This is a genomic window from Pseudomonas umsongensis, from assembly GCF_012647205.1.
GTDB lineage: Bacteria > Pseudomonadota > Gammaproteobacteria > Pseudomonadales > Pseudomonadaceae > Aquipseudomonas > Aquipseudomonas umsongensis.
Map to the genome: position 1 here is coordinate 3,999,113 of NZ_CP051487.1, position 16,967 is coordinate 4,016,079.

At 61.9% G+C, this 16,967-nt stretch carries 15 protein-coding genes; 11 read left to right on the forward strand and 4 right to left on the reverse strand.

Annotation, left to right across the window (positions count from 1 at the left end):
* From glcF to HGP31_RS17955, 4 genes are all read left to right on the forward strand, one after another.
* A complete protein-coding gene (gene glcF / locus HGP31_RS17940; protein ID WP_033044510.1) occupies positions 1-1,221 on the forward strand; it encodes a glycolate oxidase subunit GlcF in 1,221 nt (406 codons plus the stop codon).
* Positions 1,222-1,240: 19 nt separating this feature from the next.
* Complete coding sequence (locus HGP31_RS17945) at positions 1,241-1,642, forward strand: heme-binding protein (RefSeq protein ID WP_151142606.1); 402 nt, start codon at positions 1,241-1,243, stop codon at positions 1,640-1,642.
* A 54-nt stretch (positions 1,643-1,696) separates the two neighbouring features.
* Entirely contained in the window at positions 1,697-2,584 is an 888-nt protein-coding gene (yghX, locus tag HGP31_RS17950; RefSeq protein ID WP_020801338.1) for a YghX family hydrolase, read from the forward strand.
* A gap of 598 nt (positions 2,585-3,182) precedes the next feature.
* Positions 3,183-4,130: an IS110 family RNA-guided transposase gene (locus HGP31_RS17955; RefSeq protein WP_168757207.1), complete on the forward strand. Its 948-nt coding sequence runs from the start codon at positions 3,183-3,185 to the stop codon at positions 4,128-4,130.
* 551 nt (positions 4,131-4,681) lie between these two features.
* Here the strand turns inward: HGP31_RS17955 and HGP31_RS17960 are convergent.
* The 3 genes from HGP31_RS17960 to HGP31_RS17970 form a co-directional block, all read right to left on the reverse strand.
* Positions 4,682-5,335, reverse strand: coding sequence for a peroxiredoxin (locus tag HGP31_RS17960; protein ID WP_020796455.1), 654 nt, complete (start codon positions 5,333-5,335; stop codon positions 4,682-4,684).
* A gap of 104 nt (positions 5,336-5,439) precedes the next feature.
* Positions 5,440-6,384: an aldo/keto reductase gene (locus HGP31_RS17965; RefSeq protein WP_168758320.1), complete on the reverse strand. Its 945-nt coding sequence runs from the start codon at positions 6,382-6,384 to the stop codon at positions 5,440-5,442.
* A 10-nt stretch (positions 6,385-6,394) separates the two neighbouring features.
* Positions 6,395-7,672, reverse strand: coding sequence for an NTP/NDP exchange transporter (locus HGP31_RS17970; protein WP_033043839.1), 1,278 nt, complete (start codon positions 7,670-7,672; stop codon positions 6,395-6,397).
* Between the two features lie 52 nt (positions 7,673-7,724).
* Between HGP31_RS17970 and HGP31_RS17975 the strand changes: the two genes are divergently transcribed.
* The 3 genes from HGP31_RS17975 (at position 7,725) to HGP31_RS17985 (ending at position 10,128) form a co-directional block, all read left to right on the forward strand.
* The gene (locus tag HGP31_RS17975) at positions 7,725-8,513 is read left to right on the forward strand and encodes an alpha/beta hydrolase (protein ID WP_168758321.1); all 789 of its coding nucleotides are present in this window, start codon (positions 7,725-7,727) and stop codon (positions 8,511-8,513) included.
* A 330-nt stretch (positions 8,514-8,843) separates the two neighbouring features.
* Complete coding sequence (locus HGP31_RS17980) at positions 8,844-9,479, forward strand: hypothetical protein (protein WP_168758322.1); 636 nt, start codon at positions 8,844-8,846, stop codon at positions 9,477-9,479.
* A 19-nt stretch (positions 9,480-9,498) separates the two neighbouring features.
* Complete coding sequence (locus HGP31_RS17985) at positions 9,499-10,128, forward strand: helix-turn-helix transcriptional regulator (protein ID WP_033042045.1); 630 nt, start codon at positions 9,499-9,501, stop codon at positions 10,126-10,128.
* On the opposite strand, the gene HGP31_RS17990 is transcribed toward HGP31_RS17985, so the two are convergent.
* Positions 10,091-11,014 (reverse strand): LysR family transcriptional regulator, encoded by a 924-nt coding sequence (locus HGP31_RS17990; RefSeq protein ID WP_168758323.1) that lies wholly within the window; start codon positions 11,012-11,014, stop codon positions 10,091-10,093. The genes HGP31_RS17985 and HGP31_RS17990 overlap by 38 nt on opposite strands.
* Before the next feature lie 91 nt (positions 11,015-11,105).
* Here HGP31_RS17990 and HGP31_RS17995 point away from each other — a divergent pair, with 91 nt between their 5' ends.
* The 4 genes from HGP31_RS17995 (at position 11,106) to HGP31_RS18010 (ending at position 16,967) form a co-directional block, all read left to right on the forward strand.
* The gene (locus HGP31_RS17995; RefSeq protein ID WP_033042041.1) at positions 11,106-12,548 is read left to right on the forward strand and encodes an aldehyde dehydrogenase family protein; all 1,443 of its coding nucleotides are present in this window, start codon (positions 11,106-11,108) and stop codon (positions 12,546-12,548) included.
* A gap of 13 nt (positions 12,549-12,561) precedes the next feature.
* Complete coding sequence (locus HGP31_RS18000) at positions 12,562-13,548, forward strand: dipeptidase (protein ID WP_168758324.1); 987 nt, start codon at positions 12,562-12,564, stop codon at positions 13,546-13,548.
* A gap of 126 nt (positions 13,549-13,674) precedes the next feature.
* A complete protein-coding gene (locus tag HGP31_RS18005; RefSeq protein ID WP_240963492.1) occupies positions 13,675-15,228 on the forward strand; it encodes a BCCT family transporter in 1,554 nt (517 codons plus the stop codon).
* A gap of 23 nt (positions 15,229-15,251) precedes the next feature.
* Positions 15,252-16,967, forward strand: a complete 1,716-nt coding sequence (locus HGP31_RS18010) for a hypothetical protein (RefSeq protein ID WP_020796436.1) — start codon at positions 15,252-15,254, stop codon at positions 16,965-16,967.

Consider the following 16,967-nt stretch of genomic DNA (forward strand, 5'->3'; position numbering starts at 1 on the left):
ATGCAGACCACCTTGAGCGAACGCGCCCGCCGATTGCCCCGCGCCGAAGAAGCCGACAGCATCCTGCGCACCTGCGTGCACTGCGGTTTTTGCAACGCTACCTGCCCGACCTATCAGTTACTCGGCGATGAGCTCGATGGCCCGCGCGGGCGCATCTACCTGATCAAGCAGGTGCTGGAAGGCAACGAAGTCACGGCAAAGACCCAACTGCACCTGGATCGCTGTCTGTCGTGCCGCAACTGCGAGACCACCTGCCCTTCGGGGGTCGATTACCATAATTTGCTGGACATTGGTCGCGCCGTGGTCGATGCAGCGGTGCCGCGTCCGATTGGCCAGCGCCTGTTGCGCGAGGGACTGCGCAAGCTGGTGCCGCATCCGGACCTGTTCAAACACCTGGTCAACAGTGGCCAGACACTGCGCGCGCTGCTGCCCGGTACGCTGCAGGGCAAACTGCCGCGCAACCTCCCGGTGCCCAAGCAGCGTCCCGCCACCCGCCATGCCCGGCAGGTATTGATGCTCGAAGGTTGCGTGCAGCCCGCACTGTCGCCCAATACCAACGTGGCTGCCGCCAGGGTACTGGACCGGCTGGGCATCAGCGTCATGCCGGCCCGCGAGGCCGGGTGTTGCGGTGCCGTGGATTATCACCTGGACGCCCAGGCGGCTGGCCTCGATCGGGCCCGGCACAACATCGACGCCTGGTGGCCGGGTATTGAACAAGGCGCCGAGGCCATCGTGCAAACCGCCAGCGGTTGCGGTGCCTTTATCAAGGATTACGGGCACCTGCTCGAACGCGATCCAGCCTATGCCGACAAGGCGAAAAAGGTCAGCGCGCTGGCCCGGGACCTGGTGGAAGTATTGCGCGACGAACCGTTGGAACAACTGGGCATCCACAACGCCCACCGCGTGGCGTTCCATTGCCCCTGCACCTTGCAGCACGCGCAAAAACTCGGCGGCGCGGTGGAGAAGCTGCTGATCCGCCTGGGGTTCAACCTCACCACTGTTCCAGACAGCCATTTGTGCTGCGGTTCGGCGGGCACCTATTCGCTGACCCAACCGGAACTGGCCCGACAGCTGCGCGACAACAAGTTGAATGCCCTGGAAAGCGGCTACCCCGAAGTCATCGTCACCGCCAATATCGGTTGCCAGTCGCACCTCGACGGCGCGGGTCGCACCCCCGTTCGGCACTGGATCGAACTGGTCGAAGACGCCTTGTCCCAATAACGCCCACTGGAGAACGCCCATGAACCGCAAAGCCGTCCTGAGCCAGGTCGAAATCAGCCGGATCCTCGCTGCCGCGCGCACCGAAGCCCAGGCCAACCAATGGCCGGTGACCATTGTCGTGGTCGATGACGGAGGGCATCCCCTGGCCCTCGAACGCCTCGATGGCGCCTCGCCCATCAGCGCCTACATCGCACTCGAAAAAGCCCGCACTTCGGCCCTGGGGCGGCGTGAATCCAAAGGCTATGAAGAGATGGTCAATGGCGGGCGCACGGCCTTTCTGTCGGCACCGCTGCTGACCTCGCTCGAAGGCGGGGTACCGATCACGGTCGACGGCCAGGTGATCGGCGCGGTCGGGGTGTCCGGGGTCAAGGCCGAACAGGATGCACAAGTGGCGAAAGCCGGGGCGCAGTGCCTCGGTTGACCACAGGGCATGTCGCTGCAAGAACCATCAATCCGCCGAAGAGGAAGCGCACCGATGCCCCGTCTCACTGCAAAAGACTTTTCCCCGCAACTGCTGGAACTCTACGACTACTACGCCCATGGCCTGATCAACCGGCGCGAATTTCTCGACCGCGCCGCGCTGTTCACCCTGGGTGGCTTGACCGCTGGTGCGCTGCTGGCGTCCCTGAGCCCGGATTACGCCCTTGCCGAACAGGTCGAATTCACCGACCCGGACATCATCGCCGAGTACGTCACCTACCCCTCTCCCAAGGGCAACGGGCAGGTGCGCGCCTATCTGGTGCGTCCGGCAAAAGCCGCCGGCAAGGTCGCGGCGGTGGTGGTCGTCCATGAAAACCGCGGGCTCAACCCTTACATCGAGGACGTCGCGCGGCGCTTGGCCAAGGCCGGTTTCATCGCCCTCGCCCCGGATGGCCTGAGTTCGGTCGGCGGTTACCCCGGCAACGACGACAAGGGCCGTGCACTTCAGGAAAAGGTCGACCCGCAAAAGCTCATGAATGACTTCTTCGCCGCCGTCGAGTGGATGATGAAGCATCCCGACGCCAGTGGAAAAGTCGGCATCACCGGGTTCTGTTATGGCGGTGGCGTCACCAATGCGGCAGCCGTGGCTTACCCGGAACTGGGCGCCGCCGTGTCGTTCTACGGCCGACAACCGGACGCCAAGGATGTGCCCCGGATCAAGGCGCCGGTGATGCTGCACTATGGTGAACTGGATACGCGCATCAACGAAGGCTGGCCCGCCTATGAGCAGGCGCTGAAGGCCGGCGGCAAGACCTATGAAGCCTATATCTATCCCGGCGCCAACCATGGCTTTCACAACGACTCCACGCCGCGTTATGACGAGGCGGCGGCGAAGCTGGCCTGGGAGCGGACGCTGGGATGGTTTCGTAAATATCTGGTTTGATTGAATGTTTGGATTGGAGGTATATCCGTTGCTGCGGTAACGGCCACTTAGGGTTTCGCCATTACGGCGAGTCACTTGGAGAAGCCCGTAGGAGCGAGCATGCTCCGGGCGGCGTTCCGACGATGGAGGTCAACGATGACGCGGGAAGCCTGACACCCCGTGGTGCTCTCAGGTTTTTCGCGAGCATGCTCGCTCCTACAGAGCCCGCCGTGATGGGGCAAGAAAATCAAAAGCCAAATCAACAGCCAAAGCGAGGCGGCCTTACAGCCGACCTGATCGCAGGTCTGTTCGCATTCCCCCTGTGGGAGCGAGCCTGCTCGCGATGGTCGTCAACGATAACGCGCCCTTTCTGGATGAACGCGTTGTCTGGACATTTTTCGCGAGCAGGCTCGCTTGTATGGTAGGACTTGAAGGGAGGAGGAGGGACAAGGCTCGATTCTGACTGTTGACGCAGTACAGACTGTGGGAGAGTTCGCCCCTCCTCCTTTCACCCAAGCGCCGATAAAGAATGCATCTGGCCTAGACCGACGATAGGAACAAGCCTGCGCCTCTGGGTGAGCCCTTCAAGTGCTTAAAACCTTATCCCGGAGGAAAACCTATGGCAATGCCGGTTTCTGTTTCAAAGCCGATCGTGGGCGTGGATGTCGCCAAGAAAGAATTGGTGATTTATCACGCCGAACTGGACCTGCTTGAAGAGATTCCCAACAACAAAACCAGCATCAACAAGTGGTTAAAGGACTTGCCGGGGAGTGTGGCTATTGCTATTGAAGCCACCAACATCTACCACCTGGAGTTCGCTGACCTGGCCTTTGAGGCCGGCTGCGTGATTTACATGGTGGGCGGCTATGAGCTCAAACATTACCGAGAAGGTGTGAAGGTCCGTGCCAAAACCGATGCACTGGATGCCAAACTGCTTGCTCGCTATCTGAAGAACGAGCATGAAGAACTTCACCCATGGACGCCGCCGACACCGCTGTATCGCCAACTCCTGAGTCTTTTTCGCCGCCGGGCGGCCTTGGTCCAGGCCAGGGTCGGCCTAGTGCAAAGCTGGTCGAATGAGCCCTTGCTGAAGGCTGCTTTTTCCGAGCAAATAAAGTCCATGCAGCAGCTTGAGACGCTGATCGAAAAGACGATCAACGATCAGCTGAAAGAAGCCGGTTTGCTGGGGCAGTTGAAGCGTTGCTTGAAAGTTGAAGGGGTTGGATTTTTGACTGGCGCGCGCTTGCTCACGGCGTTCCAGCGCGGAGACTTCCGAAACGCAGATGCCTTTATCGCCTTTCTTGGAATGGACTTGCGGGTGTCAAAATCAGGGCAAAAAGATGGTCGCCGGAGTTTGACCAAGCGAGGCGATCCAGAAGCCCGCCGCCTTCTGCACAATGCGGCTATGTCGGCGAGTCGAACCGAAGCCTGGAAAGGGTTTTACCAAGAACAAAGAAATCGGGGTTTCAGCACCACTCAAGCCCTGGTGATGCTGGCTCGCAAGCTCGCTCGTATCGTATTCGCCCTGCTGAAGGGGCAGAGTGAATACCAACCGAAAACCAGTTGAGGGCTTCCCCTCAACCATAGAATCTCCCACAGTGGATTGGGGATATCTGGAAAAGTCAGGTCGGCTGTCAGGCCGCCTCGCTTTGCTTTGGATTTGGGTGCCCCGTTAACCACGCTGGCCGAACGCAGGCATTGCGCAGTGGGGAAACCGGCAGGACGCCGGTTTAGCCGCGCTGGGCCAGGGACGGCCCATCGCGGCGACCCACGGAGCAATGCCGGAGTGAGGGCATGCCGAGCCTAAGCGAGGCACCGAGTGGTGGGGCAAAAGCCTTTTGCTTCCTTTTTGGCGTTTGAAAAAGGGAGTCGCTGTAAAAGCGAAACCATAGGTGGCCGTTACCGCAGCAATGGATATGTACTCCGACAACCAATTTCACACAGGGCTTCCTGTGACGCCCCGCATCACTGCTGCGCACGGCTCAATTAACGCGTCGTCAATGGAACGCAGAGCGTCCCTGGCGGCATTCCCACGCAGAGCGTGGGAACGATCAAATCGAACAGCATTCCCCTGCACACCGTCCCCGCAGGAGCGGTGTACAGGTCACCCACCAGGGCCTACTTGGGTTGCGGCACCACGCGCAAATACGGTTTCAGGGTCTTGAAGCCATCCGGATACTTCTTCCTCGCATCCTCATCGGAAACCGACGTCGGAATGATCACGTCTTCGCCCGGACGCCAGTTCACAGGCGTGGCGACGGTGTGCTTGGCGTTCAGTTGCAGTGAGTCGAGCAGGCGCAGCACTTCGTCGAAATTACGCCCGGCGCTCATCGGGTAGATCAGCATCGCCTTGACCTTCTTGTCCGGGCCGATGATGAACACCGAACGCACCGTGGCGTTGTCCACGGCGGTGCGCTGGCCGCCGCTGGCATTGGGGTGAATCATGTCGTAGAGCTTGGCCACCACCAGGTTGTCGTCACCGATCATCGGATAGTTCACCGCATGGCCCTGGGTTTCCTCGATGTCGCCGACCCAGGCGCGGTGGTCGCTGACCGGGTCGATGCTCAAGCCGACGATCTTGGTGTTGCGTTTGTCGAACTCGGGCTTCAGCCGGGCCATATAGCCAAGCTCGGTGGTGCAGACCGGCGTGAAGTCCTTGGGGTGCGAGAACAGGATGGCCCATTTGTCGCCGATCCATTCGTGGAAGTGGATCGGCCCCTCGGTACTGTCGGCGGTGAAATCCGGTGCCTCATCGCCAATGCGGATAGTCATGTTCGATCTCCTTGGTGTAATGGTCGGGGATGTCTTGCATGCTCAGGTTTTTCGGACCTCAATCAGTGTAGTCAGGAACACGCTTTTCAAAACCTTCCCTGGCGTCAATCCAGCAAAGCGATCAACTGATGACGCTGCGCATCGGTAAGCATCGGGCCGAAACCGGCGCTGGCGTTTTCCGTCATGTAGCGCGGGTTGCCAGTGCCGGGGATGACGCAGGTCACCGCCGAATGCGACAACAGGAACTTGAGTGCCAGGGGCGGCCAACTCTTGATCCCGACTTGCGCGGCCCAACCGGGCAACGGTTTGCCCTGCAACCGCGCGATCAATCCACCGCCGCCGAACGGCCGGTTGCAGATCACCGCGACACCCCGGTCGCGACACAGTGGCAGGAGGCGTTTTTCGACGCCGCGATCATCCAGCGCATAGTTGATCTGCAGGAAGTCCAGCGGCTCAGTCTTGAGCACGGCCTCCACTTCGTCATAGGCCGACGCGGTGTAATGGGTGATGCCGATGTAGCGAATGCGTCCTTCTTCCTTCCACTGGCGCAGGGTCGGCAGGTGGGTTTGCCAGTCCAGCAGGTTGTGGATCTGCATCAGGTCGATGCGGTCGGTCTGCAGCAGCTTGAACGATTGCTCCATCTGCGCAATGCCTTCCTCGCGGCCACGGGTCCACACCTTGGTCGCCAGGAACGCCGGCGACCGTGGCTCGTGAATCGAGAGCAACTCGCCGGTGGTCTGCTCGGCGCGACCGTACATGGGCGAGCTGTCGATGACCTTGCCGCCCTTTTCAAACAACGCGTCAAGCACGGCTGGCAAGCTGCGGTACGCTGGATCCGAAGGCGCCACATCGAAGCCGCGATAGGTGCCAAGGCCGACAGCGGGCAATGGCTCTTTGCTGGAAGGAATGACGCGGGTCATCATGGTCTTGCCTCCTGTTCCCGCCGCTGGCGAGGTTTGCGCACCGCTCGGGCCGAGCGTGAAGACCGCCGAAGCGGCGGCAGCCAGCGTGAGTATTTGCCTGCGGGTCAAACCTTGCGCATGGCTCATGACGATTCCCTCACCGGTGGCCCGGCTCCTGTGGTCCAGCTTCGGCCAATCGCGCCTGGCGCCTGGCCAGCCACAGGCACAACCCGCCCCACACTCCCGCCACCGGCACGACCGCCAGCGCGACCAGGCCGAAGCCTGCGCCCAGGGCCGTCAAACCGGCCGACAGCCAACCACTGGCAGCGTCGCCGCCACGATAGACCAGGGTTTCGATCACATTCTTGGCCTTGTATTTCTCTTCACGGCTGACCACCGTCCACAGCACCTCACGCGCCGGCCGGACCACGCCGAACTCCACCGCGCGGCGCAGTCCCTGGGCCAGTGCCACGCTGGCTGGCACCGGTGCCAGTGCCATGGCGCAAAACGCCACGACTGTCGCCAGGGGCAGCGCCAGCAACGCGCCACCAATGCCCACCAGGCGAATCAACGGCGCCGTCAGCAACAATTGACAGACCAGGGTCAGCGCCGACACCAGCAAATCGACCACGGCGAAAAATTGCGTCCTGCTGCCTACATCAGCGTAGCTGCCAGCGACGATCCGTCCCTGCTCGAAATACAACAAAGTCGCGGCGCTGGTGTGCAGAAGCATGAAGGCCACCAACCCCAAGAGATAAGGCGAGTGCAGGATCAGCGTGATCCCGGCGAGCATGCTGCCCCCCAGGCGCCGTTCGTCCAATATCCGGTTGGCCTGCTGCGATTGCGTCCTCGCCAGCAGCCCCCGATAGCAATGCACCGCCAGTTCCAGCAGCAGCGCCGCGCCGACGGTCAACGCCAGCGGGCCCAAACGAGTGGCCATGGTCGCCGCCAGCAAGGGCCCGATAAAGGTGCCCAGGGTGCCGCCGGCCGCGATGCAGCCGAACAGCCGTCGCCCCTGCTCGTTGGAGAAACGGTCGACTAGCACACTCCAGAAAATCGAGACGATGAACAGGTTGTAGAGGCTGATCCAGACAAAGAACACCCGCCCGACCGTCACCGGCGCGACGTGGTTGCCGATCAACAGGCCAAACACCAGCATCGACACGGCAATCACCCGGTAAATCAAGGGTACGAAGCGCGTGGCCGGCAACCGCGACGCCAGCGTGCCAAACACCGGCACCATCAGCAGCATCACCACGAAGGTGGCGGTGAACAGCCACTGCAACTTCTCGACACCGCCCTCAAGACCCAAGGCATCGCGCAACGGTCGTACCAGGTAATAACTGGCAAGCACGCAGAAATGGAACGCAAAACCCAAGGCCAGGGCCGCTCTTTCTGCAGGCAACACGTTGAGCCACTTGAGCGCCATGGGCATCGGTGCCCTCCTTTACCGCCAGCTACACTCTGACAGCACCCCGGAGCCGTCAATGTTGCCCACTAACGTTAGCCGAATGTCTCGTACCCTGGTGTTACTCGTCGTCATCGCCGCTGTGCTGTACCTGGCGCTCTGCGCGGCCCTGTTCGCGTTTCAGCGCGCACTGATCTACTACCCGCAGCCCCGCGCCGTCGACTCGCCCGAGACACTGCTGACGTTGCCCGTGGACGAGGCGCAGGTGCTGGTGTCGGTGCGATCGCATGCCGGGCCCAAGGCGCTGATTTATTTCGGTGGCAATGCCGAAGACGTCTCGCGCAGCCTGCCGGAGTTAGACCGGGCCTTTCCCGAGCATGCCCTGTACCTGCTGCATTACCGTGGATACGGTGGCAGCAGCGGTTCACCGTCCGAAGAAGCGATTGCTCGCGATGCCATGAGCTTGTTCGACAAGGTCTACGCCGACCACCCGCAGGTGGCGGTGGTCGGACGCAGCCTGGGCTCGGGGGTCGCGGTGCGCCTGGCCAGTTATCGGCCGGTGGCGAAACTGCTGCTGATCACGCCGTACAACAGCCTGGAGGAATTGGCTGAGCGCCAGTTCCGCTGGCTGCCGGTGCGGTGGCTGCTCAAGGATAAATTCGAATCCTGGCGCTACGCCGAGCACATCACTGTGCCGACGCGCCTGATCGCCGCTGAGCACGACGAGGTGATTCCAGGCGCAAGCACCCGGCGCCTCTACAGCCATTTCCGCCCGGGCGTGGCGACGCTGCAGGTGATTGCAGGCACCGGGCACAACTCGATAGGTAATAGCCCCGACTACGTCAAGGCACTGAGGGATGGTTTGTAACTACCTTGTAGGAGCCAGGCTTGCCGGCGAACCGGATGCCGCGGTTTAACTGTATTACCGCTTTATCGTTCTTCGCGGGCAAGCCTCGCTCCTACAGGCGAACCAGACGCTGCGGTGTATCTGTATTAGCGAGTCATCGTTCTTCGCCGTCAAGTCGGATCGCCGCACCGCTGGCTCCTACAGGCGAACCAAGACACCGGCACGCCGATTCACCCGAAATGCCCAGCCTCTTGCGCCACCATTGATCGGGGATTTCAGCCACACCCAATAAAAACATATTTATATGCTTTAATTGATATTGTCGATCCATCCCATTCAGAGGCTGCCGTCATGAATATCAAGACACTTGCATTGATCCTCCTGGCTTTCTGCGTGCCACCGGCCTGGAGCCAGACCGCGCCCGCTCCCGCGCCTGCTCCAACCGCCGATAGCGCCGCGCTGACAACGCGCCTGGCGCTACGGGATCTTTGGGTCGAACACATCTTCTGGATCAGGAACTACGCGCTCGCCAACCAGGCCGCCGACCGCCAGCAGGCAAAAGTGGCGACTGACCAGGTGGTCGACAACGCGACTAAAATCGCCAACAGCATCGCGCCGCTCTATGGCCAACCGGCCGCCGACCAACTGCTCAAGTTGCTTGCCGGTCACTGGGGCGCGGTGAAACACTACAGCGATGCCACGGTGGCCAAGGACAGCAAAGGCAAACAAGCCGCCGTTGCCGAGTTGACCAGCAATGCCAAGGCGATAGCGGCGTTCCTGGCCAGGGCCAACCCGAATCTGCCGGAAGCGACGCTGGTCAATCTGCTGTCGGCCCATGGCGGCCATCACGTCGCCCAGATCGATGAATTCGCCGCACACGATTACGCCGGCGAAGCACGTACCTGGTCGATGATGCGCACGCATATATTGGCGCTGGCGGACGCACTGACCGCGGCGCTGGTCAAGCAATTCCCCGACAAGTTCTGACACGGCGCGAGGGTACACCATGCTGCAAGGACTGGGTCGAACCCAGCAGGACCTGCTCAACGCGCTGCTGCATCAAGCCGGCGGCATGAGCATCGATGAGTTGGCCGAGCACCTGGCCGTCACGCGTACGGCGATTCGCCAACACCTGGCGGCGCTGGAGCGGGATGGCCTGGTGTTGCGCGGCGAAACCCGGCCGACGGGGCGTCGTCCTGAGCAGCTGTATCAACTCACCGACCACGCCAGGGAACAGTTCCCGCGCCAGTATCAACTGCTCGCCAGCGCGCTGATCGATGAAGTGGCCGACATCATCGGCCCCGAGGCGCTGGCGACGCTGATGCGCAACCTGGGCCGCAAACTGGCCCTGGACCGCGAACAGCAGGTGGTCGATGAAACGAAGATCGTGCAGCACATGAATCAGGCGGGCTATGAAGCCGAGGTGTTTTTCCGCTCATCCGGCGATCAGGAAATCGTCGCCCACAACTGCGTGTTCCACCGTCTCGCCGCCGCGCACCCGGTCGTTTGTGAACTGGACCTGGCGTTGATCGGGGCGCTGGGCGGCGCTGAAGTCGAGCACACCGAATGCATGGTGCGCGGCGGTAATGTCTGTCGTTTCAAACTGCGGCCGACGGAACCACCGACCCATCACTGACCTGCCCGGGCATCTGCATCTGCGCCCGCAGGAACCCCCTCAACTCGGCCGCTGCCGGCGACAGGCTATGGCCCTTGCGACACAGGATGCCAATCTGGCGCTCCACCCGGGGCTCGGCCAATGGCAGAAACACCAGCTGTTCATTGCCCTTGGGAAACGCCAGGGACGGCAGCGTGGTGATGCCGATGCCTTCTTCGAGCATCGCGATCAGCGAAATCATGTTGGAGACGAACAGCAGGCTGTTGTCGAGCAAGCTTTCCGCCTCGGTTCCCGCCAGCAGGCGCGAGGTGCCATTGCGCACCAACGGGTACGCTTGCAGGCTGGACCAATGCAGCGCCGCGCCGTTGGCCACCAACGGATGATCATGCCGACAGACCACCCCCACCCGGTCGCTCAGGATCGGCACGAACTCGATGTTGTCATCCGCCACCCACACGCTGCTGATGGCAAAGTCCACCTGCCCCTGGACCAACAACTGCTGCACGCTGTCGGCGGTGCCGTCCTGGATGCTGATCTGCATTTTCGGGTGCTCGCTCACAAACCTCGCGAGCAGGTGCGGCAACAGGCGGCTGGCGACCGACGGCACCGTGGCAATGCTCACCTGGCCTATTTCGTGCCGCGCCAGCAGGCTCACTTCCCGGGCGATGCGATCGTGATGGGCGAGCAAATCCTGGAACAGCGGCAGACAGTGCGCGCCGAATGGCGTCAGCTCGGTTTTACCGCCCTTCTCGAACAGTGGCTGGCCGAGCTTCTGTTCGAGCTCGCGCACGGCCAACGACAACGCCGGTTGCGTGCGATACGCCTGCCGCGCCGCGCCGTGGAAGCTTTTGAGCTGGGCGACGAGCACGAAATAACGCAGTTGAGTGATCTTCAGCTCGGGTGGCACGGTTAGTTTTCCTTATCGTTTCATATTTATTATTAATTTTTATTTGCAGAGTAATACTCTCAAGATGGGACCAACGCAATCGGAGGTTCCCATGGCACTGCAACCCTGCAAAAACTACATTGGCGGCAACTGGTGTGAAGGCCAGGGCCTTGTCGCCAACCACAGCCCTTCGGATGTCGAAGACCTGATCGGGCATTACCACCAGGCAAGCGCCGAACAGACCCAGGACGCCATCGCGGCTGCCCGTGACGCCCAGCCGCAATGGGCCGCCACCGGCCTGGAACAACGCCAGCAAATCCTGATGGCCATCGGCGACGAGCTGATGTCGCGCAAGCTAGAGCTCGGCGAACTGCTCTCGCGCGAAGAGGGCAAGCCGCTGGCCGAGGGCATCGGTGAGGTCCATCGCAGCGCGCAATTCTTCCACTACTACGCCGCCGAAGTGTTGCGCCAGATGGGCGAGACGGCAGCCTCGGTACGCCCCGGGATCGAGATCGACGTCCAGCGCGAACCGGTAGGCGTGGTCGGCATCATCACCCCGTGGAATTTCCCGATGGCCACCGCCGCGTGGAAGATCGCCCCGGCCCTGGCCTTCGGTAACGCCGTGGTGTTCAAGCCGGCCAACCTGGTGCCTGCCAGCGCCTGGGCCCTGACCGAGATCATCAGCCGCCAGCCCTTGCCCGCAGGCACTTTTAACCTGGTGATGGGCAGCGGCAGCGTGGTCGGTGAAAGCCTGATCCAGTCGGCCGATATCGATGCGCTGACGTTCACCGGTTCCCTGCAGACCGGTCGCCGCGTCGCGGTTGCGACCGCCGGCAACCTGGTGCGCTGCCAACTGGAGATGGGCAGCAAGAACGCCCTGGTGGTGCTCGACGATGCCGACCTGGACATCGCCGTCGAATGCGCCTTGAACGGTGCCTTTTTCGGCACCGGGCAAAAGTGCACCGCCTCCTCGCGCCTGATCGTTTGCGATGGCATCCATGACCGGTTCGTCGAGGCGCTGGTCGCGCGCATGCGCCAGCTGAAAGTCGGCCATGCCCTTGAACAAGGAACACAGATTGGCCCCGTTGCCGAAGCTCGCCAACTGCAACAGAACCTTGATTACCTGCAGCTGGCCAAGGCAGACGGCGCGACCCTGGTCGAAGGCGGCGAATTGCTCGCCCTGGAACCAGCCGGGCACTACATGCGCCCCGCGCTGTTCACCCACACCACCAACCAGATGCGCATCAACCGTGAAGAAGTGTTCGGACCGATTGCCTGCGTGATCCGGGTGAGCGACTACGAGCAAGCCCTGGCCGTGTTGAACGACACCGAGTACGGCCTGACCGCCGGGATCATCACCCAATCGCTGCGTTATGCCAGCGACTTCAAGCGCCGCGCCCGCACCGGTTGCGTGATGGTCAACCTGCCCACCGCCGGCACCGATTACCACGTGCCGTTCGGCGGCCGCAAAAACTCGAGCTTCGGTCCGCGCGAGCAAGGGCAATACGCCCGCGAGTTCTACACCGTGGTCAAGACCACCTACGTGCGACCTTGAACGGGAGATCACCATGCACGATTTATTGATGATCGATGGCCTGCAATATTCCAACTGGAGCGAAGACATCTTCCGCCAGATGCAGGAAGGTGGCCTGAGCGCAGTACACGCCACCATCGCCTACCACGAGAGCGCCCGGGAAACACTGTCGCGCATCGGCGAGTGGAACCGCCGTTTCGAAACCTGGCCGCAGCTGATTCGCCCGGTGCGCGAGGCCTCGGACATTCGCCTGGCGCACGAGGAAGGCCGCGTCGGGATCTTCTTCGGCTTCCAGAACTGCTCGCCCATCGAAGACGACATCAGCCTGGTCGAAGTCTTCCGCCAGCTCGGCGTGTTGATCATGCAGCTGACCTATAACAACCAGAGCCTGCTGGCCAGCGGCTGTTATGAGAACGAAGACAACGGCATCAGCCGCTTTGGTCGCCAAGTCATCGCCGAGATGAACCGCGTCGGCATGCTCATTGATATGTCCCACAGCGCCGAGCGCAGCACCCTTGAAGCCATTGAGCTGTCGAGCCGGCCGGTGATCGTCTCCCACGCCAACCCGTCGAGCTTCCACGCCGCCAAACGCAACAAGTCCGACGCCGTGCTGCGCGCGATTGCCGAGTCTGGCGGCCTGCTCGGCTTCAGCACTTACCCGTTCCACCTCAAGGGAGCCTCGGGCTGCAGCCTGGAATCGTTCTGCGACATGGTCGCCAGCACGGCCGAACTGATGGGCGTGGAGCATATCGGCATCGGCACCGACCTGTGCCAGCAGCAACCTTTGCAAGTGCTCGAATGGATGCGCAACGGGCGCTGGAGCAAAGACAAGGACTACGGCGAAGGCTCCAAGGACAACGCCCACTGGCCGTCACCGCTGCAATGGTTCCGCGACAGCCGGGATTTCCCGGTCATCGCCCAGGGCCTGCGCGACCGTGGGTTCGCCGAGGACGAGGTACGCAACATCATGGGACTCAACTGGTTGCGCCTGCTGGAAAGCGCGACACCTGCAAAAAACTGACCCTTGATCCACTGACCCTGGTTTCACACCGTGAGGACAGCACAGCATGAAAAATAATAACAATAGCCTCCCGTTCATCCCCCAAAGCGGCGGTGCACAGCCCCAGGCGCGTATTTTGGAGGCATCATGAAAACATCCGACACCCTGCAGGGCGACGTCCAGCCACTGGACCTTGCGCCGCCGAAAACAAACATCGACTGGCCACTGTTCCTGATCAGTGGCGGCTTCCTCGGCGCCTTCCTGATCGCAGCCCTGGTCGACATCGACGGCGTGTCGCTACTGGTGAACACGTTGTTCGCCTGGTCGACGAAGTTCTTTGGCTTGTACTGGCAGATCCTGATGCTCGCGACCTTCGCCATGAGCCTGTTCATCTGCTTCAGCAAGTGCGGGCGCGTAAGGCTCGGCGGCGTCGACCGACGTCCCGATACCAGTACTTTCAACTGGATCGCGGTGATCATGTGCGCCCTGCTCGCCGGTGGGGGTGCCTTCTGGGCGGCGGCGGAACCGATGATGCACTTCGCCAGTCCGCCACCGCTGTTCGCGGGCATGCAACCGCATACCGAAGCGGCAGGCCACACCGCGCTCGCGCAATCGTTCGTGCACTGGGGCTTCCTCGCCTGGGCGGTATTGGGCAGCTTGCTGGCCATTGTGCTGATGCACTTGCACTACGACAAAGGCTTGCCACTGGCACCGCGTACCTTGCTCTATCCACTGTTCGGTGAACGTGCACTCAAGGGGCCGATTGGTACCCTGGCCGACGCCACGTCGATTATCGCCGTGGTCGCCGGCACCATCGGCCCGATCGGTTTCCTCGGCCTGCAGATCAGCAGCGCGTTGCACTCGGTGTGGGGCATTCCCAACGACCTGATGGTGCAGTCCATCACCATCGTGCTGGTCACGGTGATGTACACAACATCGTGCCTTGTGGGGCTCAAGGGCATTCGCTTCGTCAGTGAAATCAACGTGTGGCTGATGATCGGCCTGGCGGTGTTCATGGTGTTGTTCGGCCCGACCGCGTTCATTCTCGGCGGTTTCCCCACGGCGTTCGCCTTGCACATTGAACAGTTCATCCCGATGACCCTGTTCCGTGCCGACCCGAAATGGCTCGACTGGTGGACGGTGTTCTACTGGGGCTGGTTCATCGGTTACGCGCCAATGGTGGCGCTCTACGTGGCGAAGATCTCCCGGGGCCGGACCATCCGCGAAGTGATCATGACCCTGTCGATCATCGCCCCGCTGGTGACCATGTTCTGGTTCACCATTGTCGGTGGCGCCGGCATCGGCATGGAATTGCAGAACCCGGGCATCGTCACCGCCCACGGCGCGCAACCGGAAGACCTGCTGCTGGGCGTGACCCAGAACCTGCCCTTGGGCGGGCTGATCTCGGCGCTGTTCCTGTTCCTGAGCTTCATCTCGGTAGCCACCAATGGCGATGCCATGGCCTTCACCGTGGCGATGGCGATGTCCGCGAATGACAAGCCCAAGGCATGGCTGCGCGCCTTCTGGGCGATCGGCATGGGCCTGGCCGCCGTGGTGCTGATCACCATCGGCTCGGGTGGGGTCACGGCGCTGCAATCCTTTATCGTCATCACTGCCGTACCGGTTTCGCTGCTGATCCTGCCCTCGCTCTGGGATGCACTGCGCATCGCCCGGCAGATGGCTCGTGAACAGGCAGTCTGATAATGAACAGTCCAGGAATCGCAATGATGTCGCACACCGACACAGACACCTCTTCGGCCTTGCGCCCCGCCGCCCGGGTCATGGACCTGGAACGGCTGGGCAGTCACTTCCAGAGCCGCCTGAGTTTCGTGCGCAGCAGCATGCGCAAGATGATGAACGAGCAATGGCGTATCGAGCGCACTCGCTTCGATCTTGACGCCGAGGGCTTCGGCACGGCGATCTATCGGATCGACACCGCCAGTGCCCACTATCACTGCGTGATTTTCTCGATGTACCTGCCGCCGGAAAAACGCAGTGACCGGGTCATTGCCGATCAGTGGGACGTCAGCTTCGTGCTGTTGGCCGGCGATGTCGACGAGCCGCAACTGGCCGACTTGCGGCGCAACGTGCCGTTGCAGGAAGCCGGGCGTTTCGATGCGCGGGTGCTGGTGCTGTCACGGGCCAACCGCAGCCTGCGCAACTTCGAGCGCTTCCTCGGGGCGCTGGCGGAAGGTTGCCAGCCAGACCCACGGCAATTGGCCGAGGTCGGCTACCTGTATCGCACCACCGCCGTGTACGGCAACGGCAAGTTCGGCATCGCCGACTTCAGTTGCCTGCAAGGCAATGCCGACTTCACCCAACCGTTCAGCGCGCAGATGTTCACCGTGTACCTGCTGCGGCATTTCAGCATCGAGCAGATCGAGCACATGGCCCGGGCGCGCAATCCGCAACGGGCGGTCGGGCTGGACATCGAGCTGCAACGCTACCTGGGGGTTGGCAACTCCACGGGGCTGGGCATGGCGCCCTTCCTGATCAATCACCCACAACTGGTCAATCAGTGGGTGTGTGCCCGTGAAACCGCACTGGCGAAGGTGGTGGCTCAACCGGCCGACGTGCCCCGCGCGCAGCGTTTCCAGGCACTGCTGCAGCGGGCTCGGCAACACCTGCAACAAACCAGTACCGAGGATCAACGGCAAAGCGCGATCGATCGGCAGACCCTGGCCGATCTCGACCGCTTGAGCGAGTGGTTCGCCTGTCAGCCCGTCAGCGCCGAACTGTGGTCACGGCTGCAAGACTGGGTTGAGCTGAACACCGGCTTTGGCTGCCAGGAACTGCTGGTCAGCCTGCTGCTGGAGCTGTACCCCGAACAGGTCGATCCGCTGGCCGAGCAGATGTCGGTCAACGAGGGCTTTCGCCTGAACGCCGAGATGCCGCTGGACGCGCTGTGCAACCTGATCGAGACCCACTACCGCTGGGCGCTCGACTACGACCTTGAAGGGGCCGAGGCCAACCACTTCTTCTGGTATCGCTCGGCGGAAAAGGAAGAGCCACGCCTGGGCGAACGGGCCATGGAGCCTGGCGCGGAAAAGGAAATGCAGTTGGGCATCGCCCACAACCTCCAGCGTTGCCACCGTGCCTTGCTGGCCTACCGCGAACGCCATCCGCAGCAATTGACCGCGCATTTCCTGCTCGCCCAGCCGTCGTTCAAAGGCACCGTATGCCGGCTGCAGGGCATGGCCCGTTGCGCCTTCGGGGAAATCCGCGCCAACCTGATGGAACGCAACATGCTGCCGATCCACTTGCTGCGTTGCAAACTGGCGTTCTTCGGCGCTGGCAAGTTCGACCCCAAGTCCAGCCGCTGGGTGCGCATCACCTTGTTCCAGGGTGCGCCACTGGTCAGTGAGATTGGCCAGCCTTTCGCCGATGACTGGAATTTCGCCGTGATGCCGACACTGCCCACCGCTGCCGGAGAACACTGA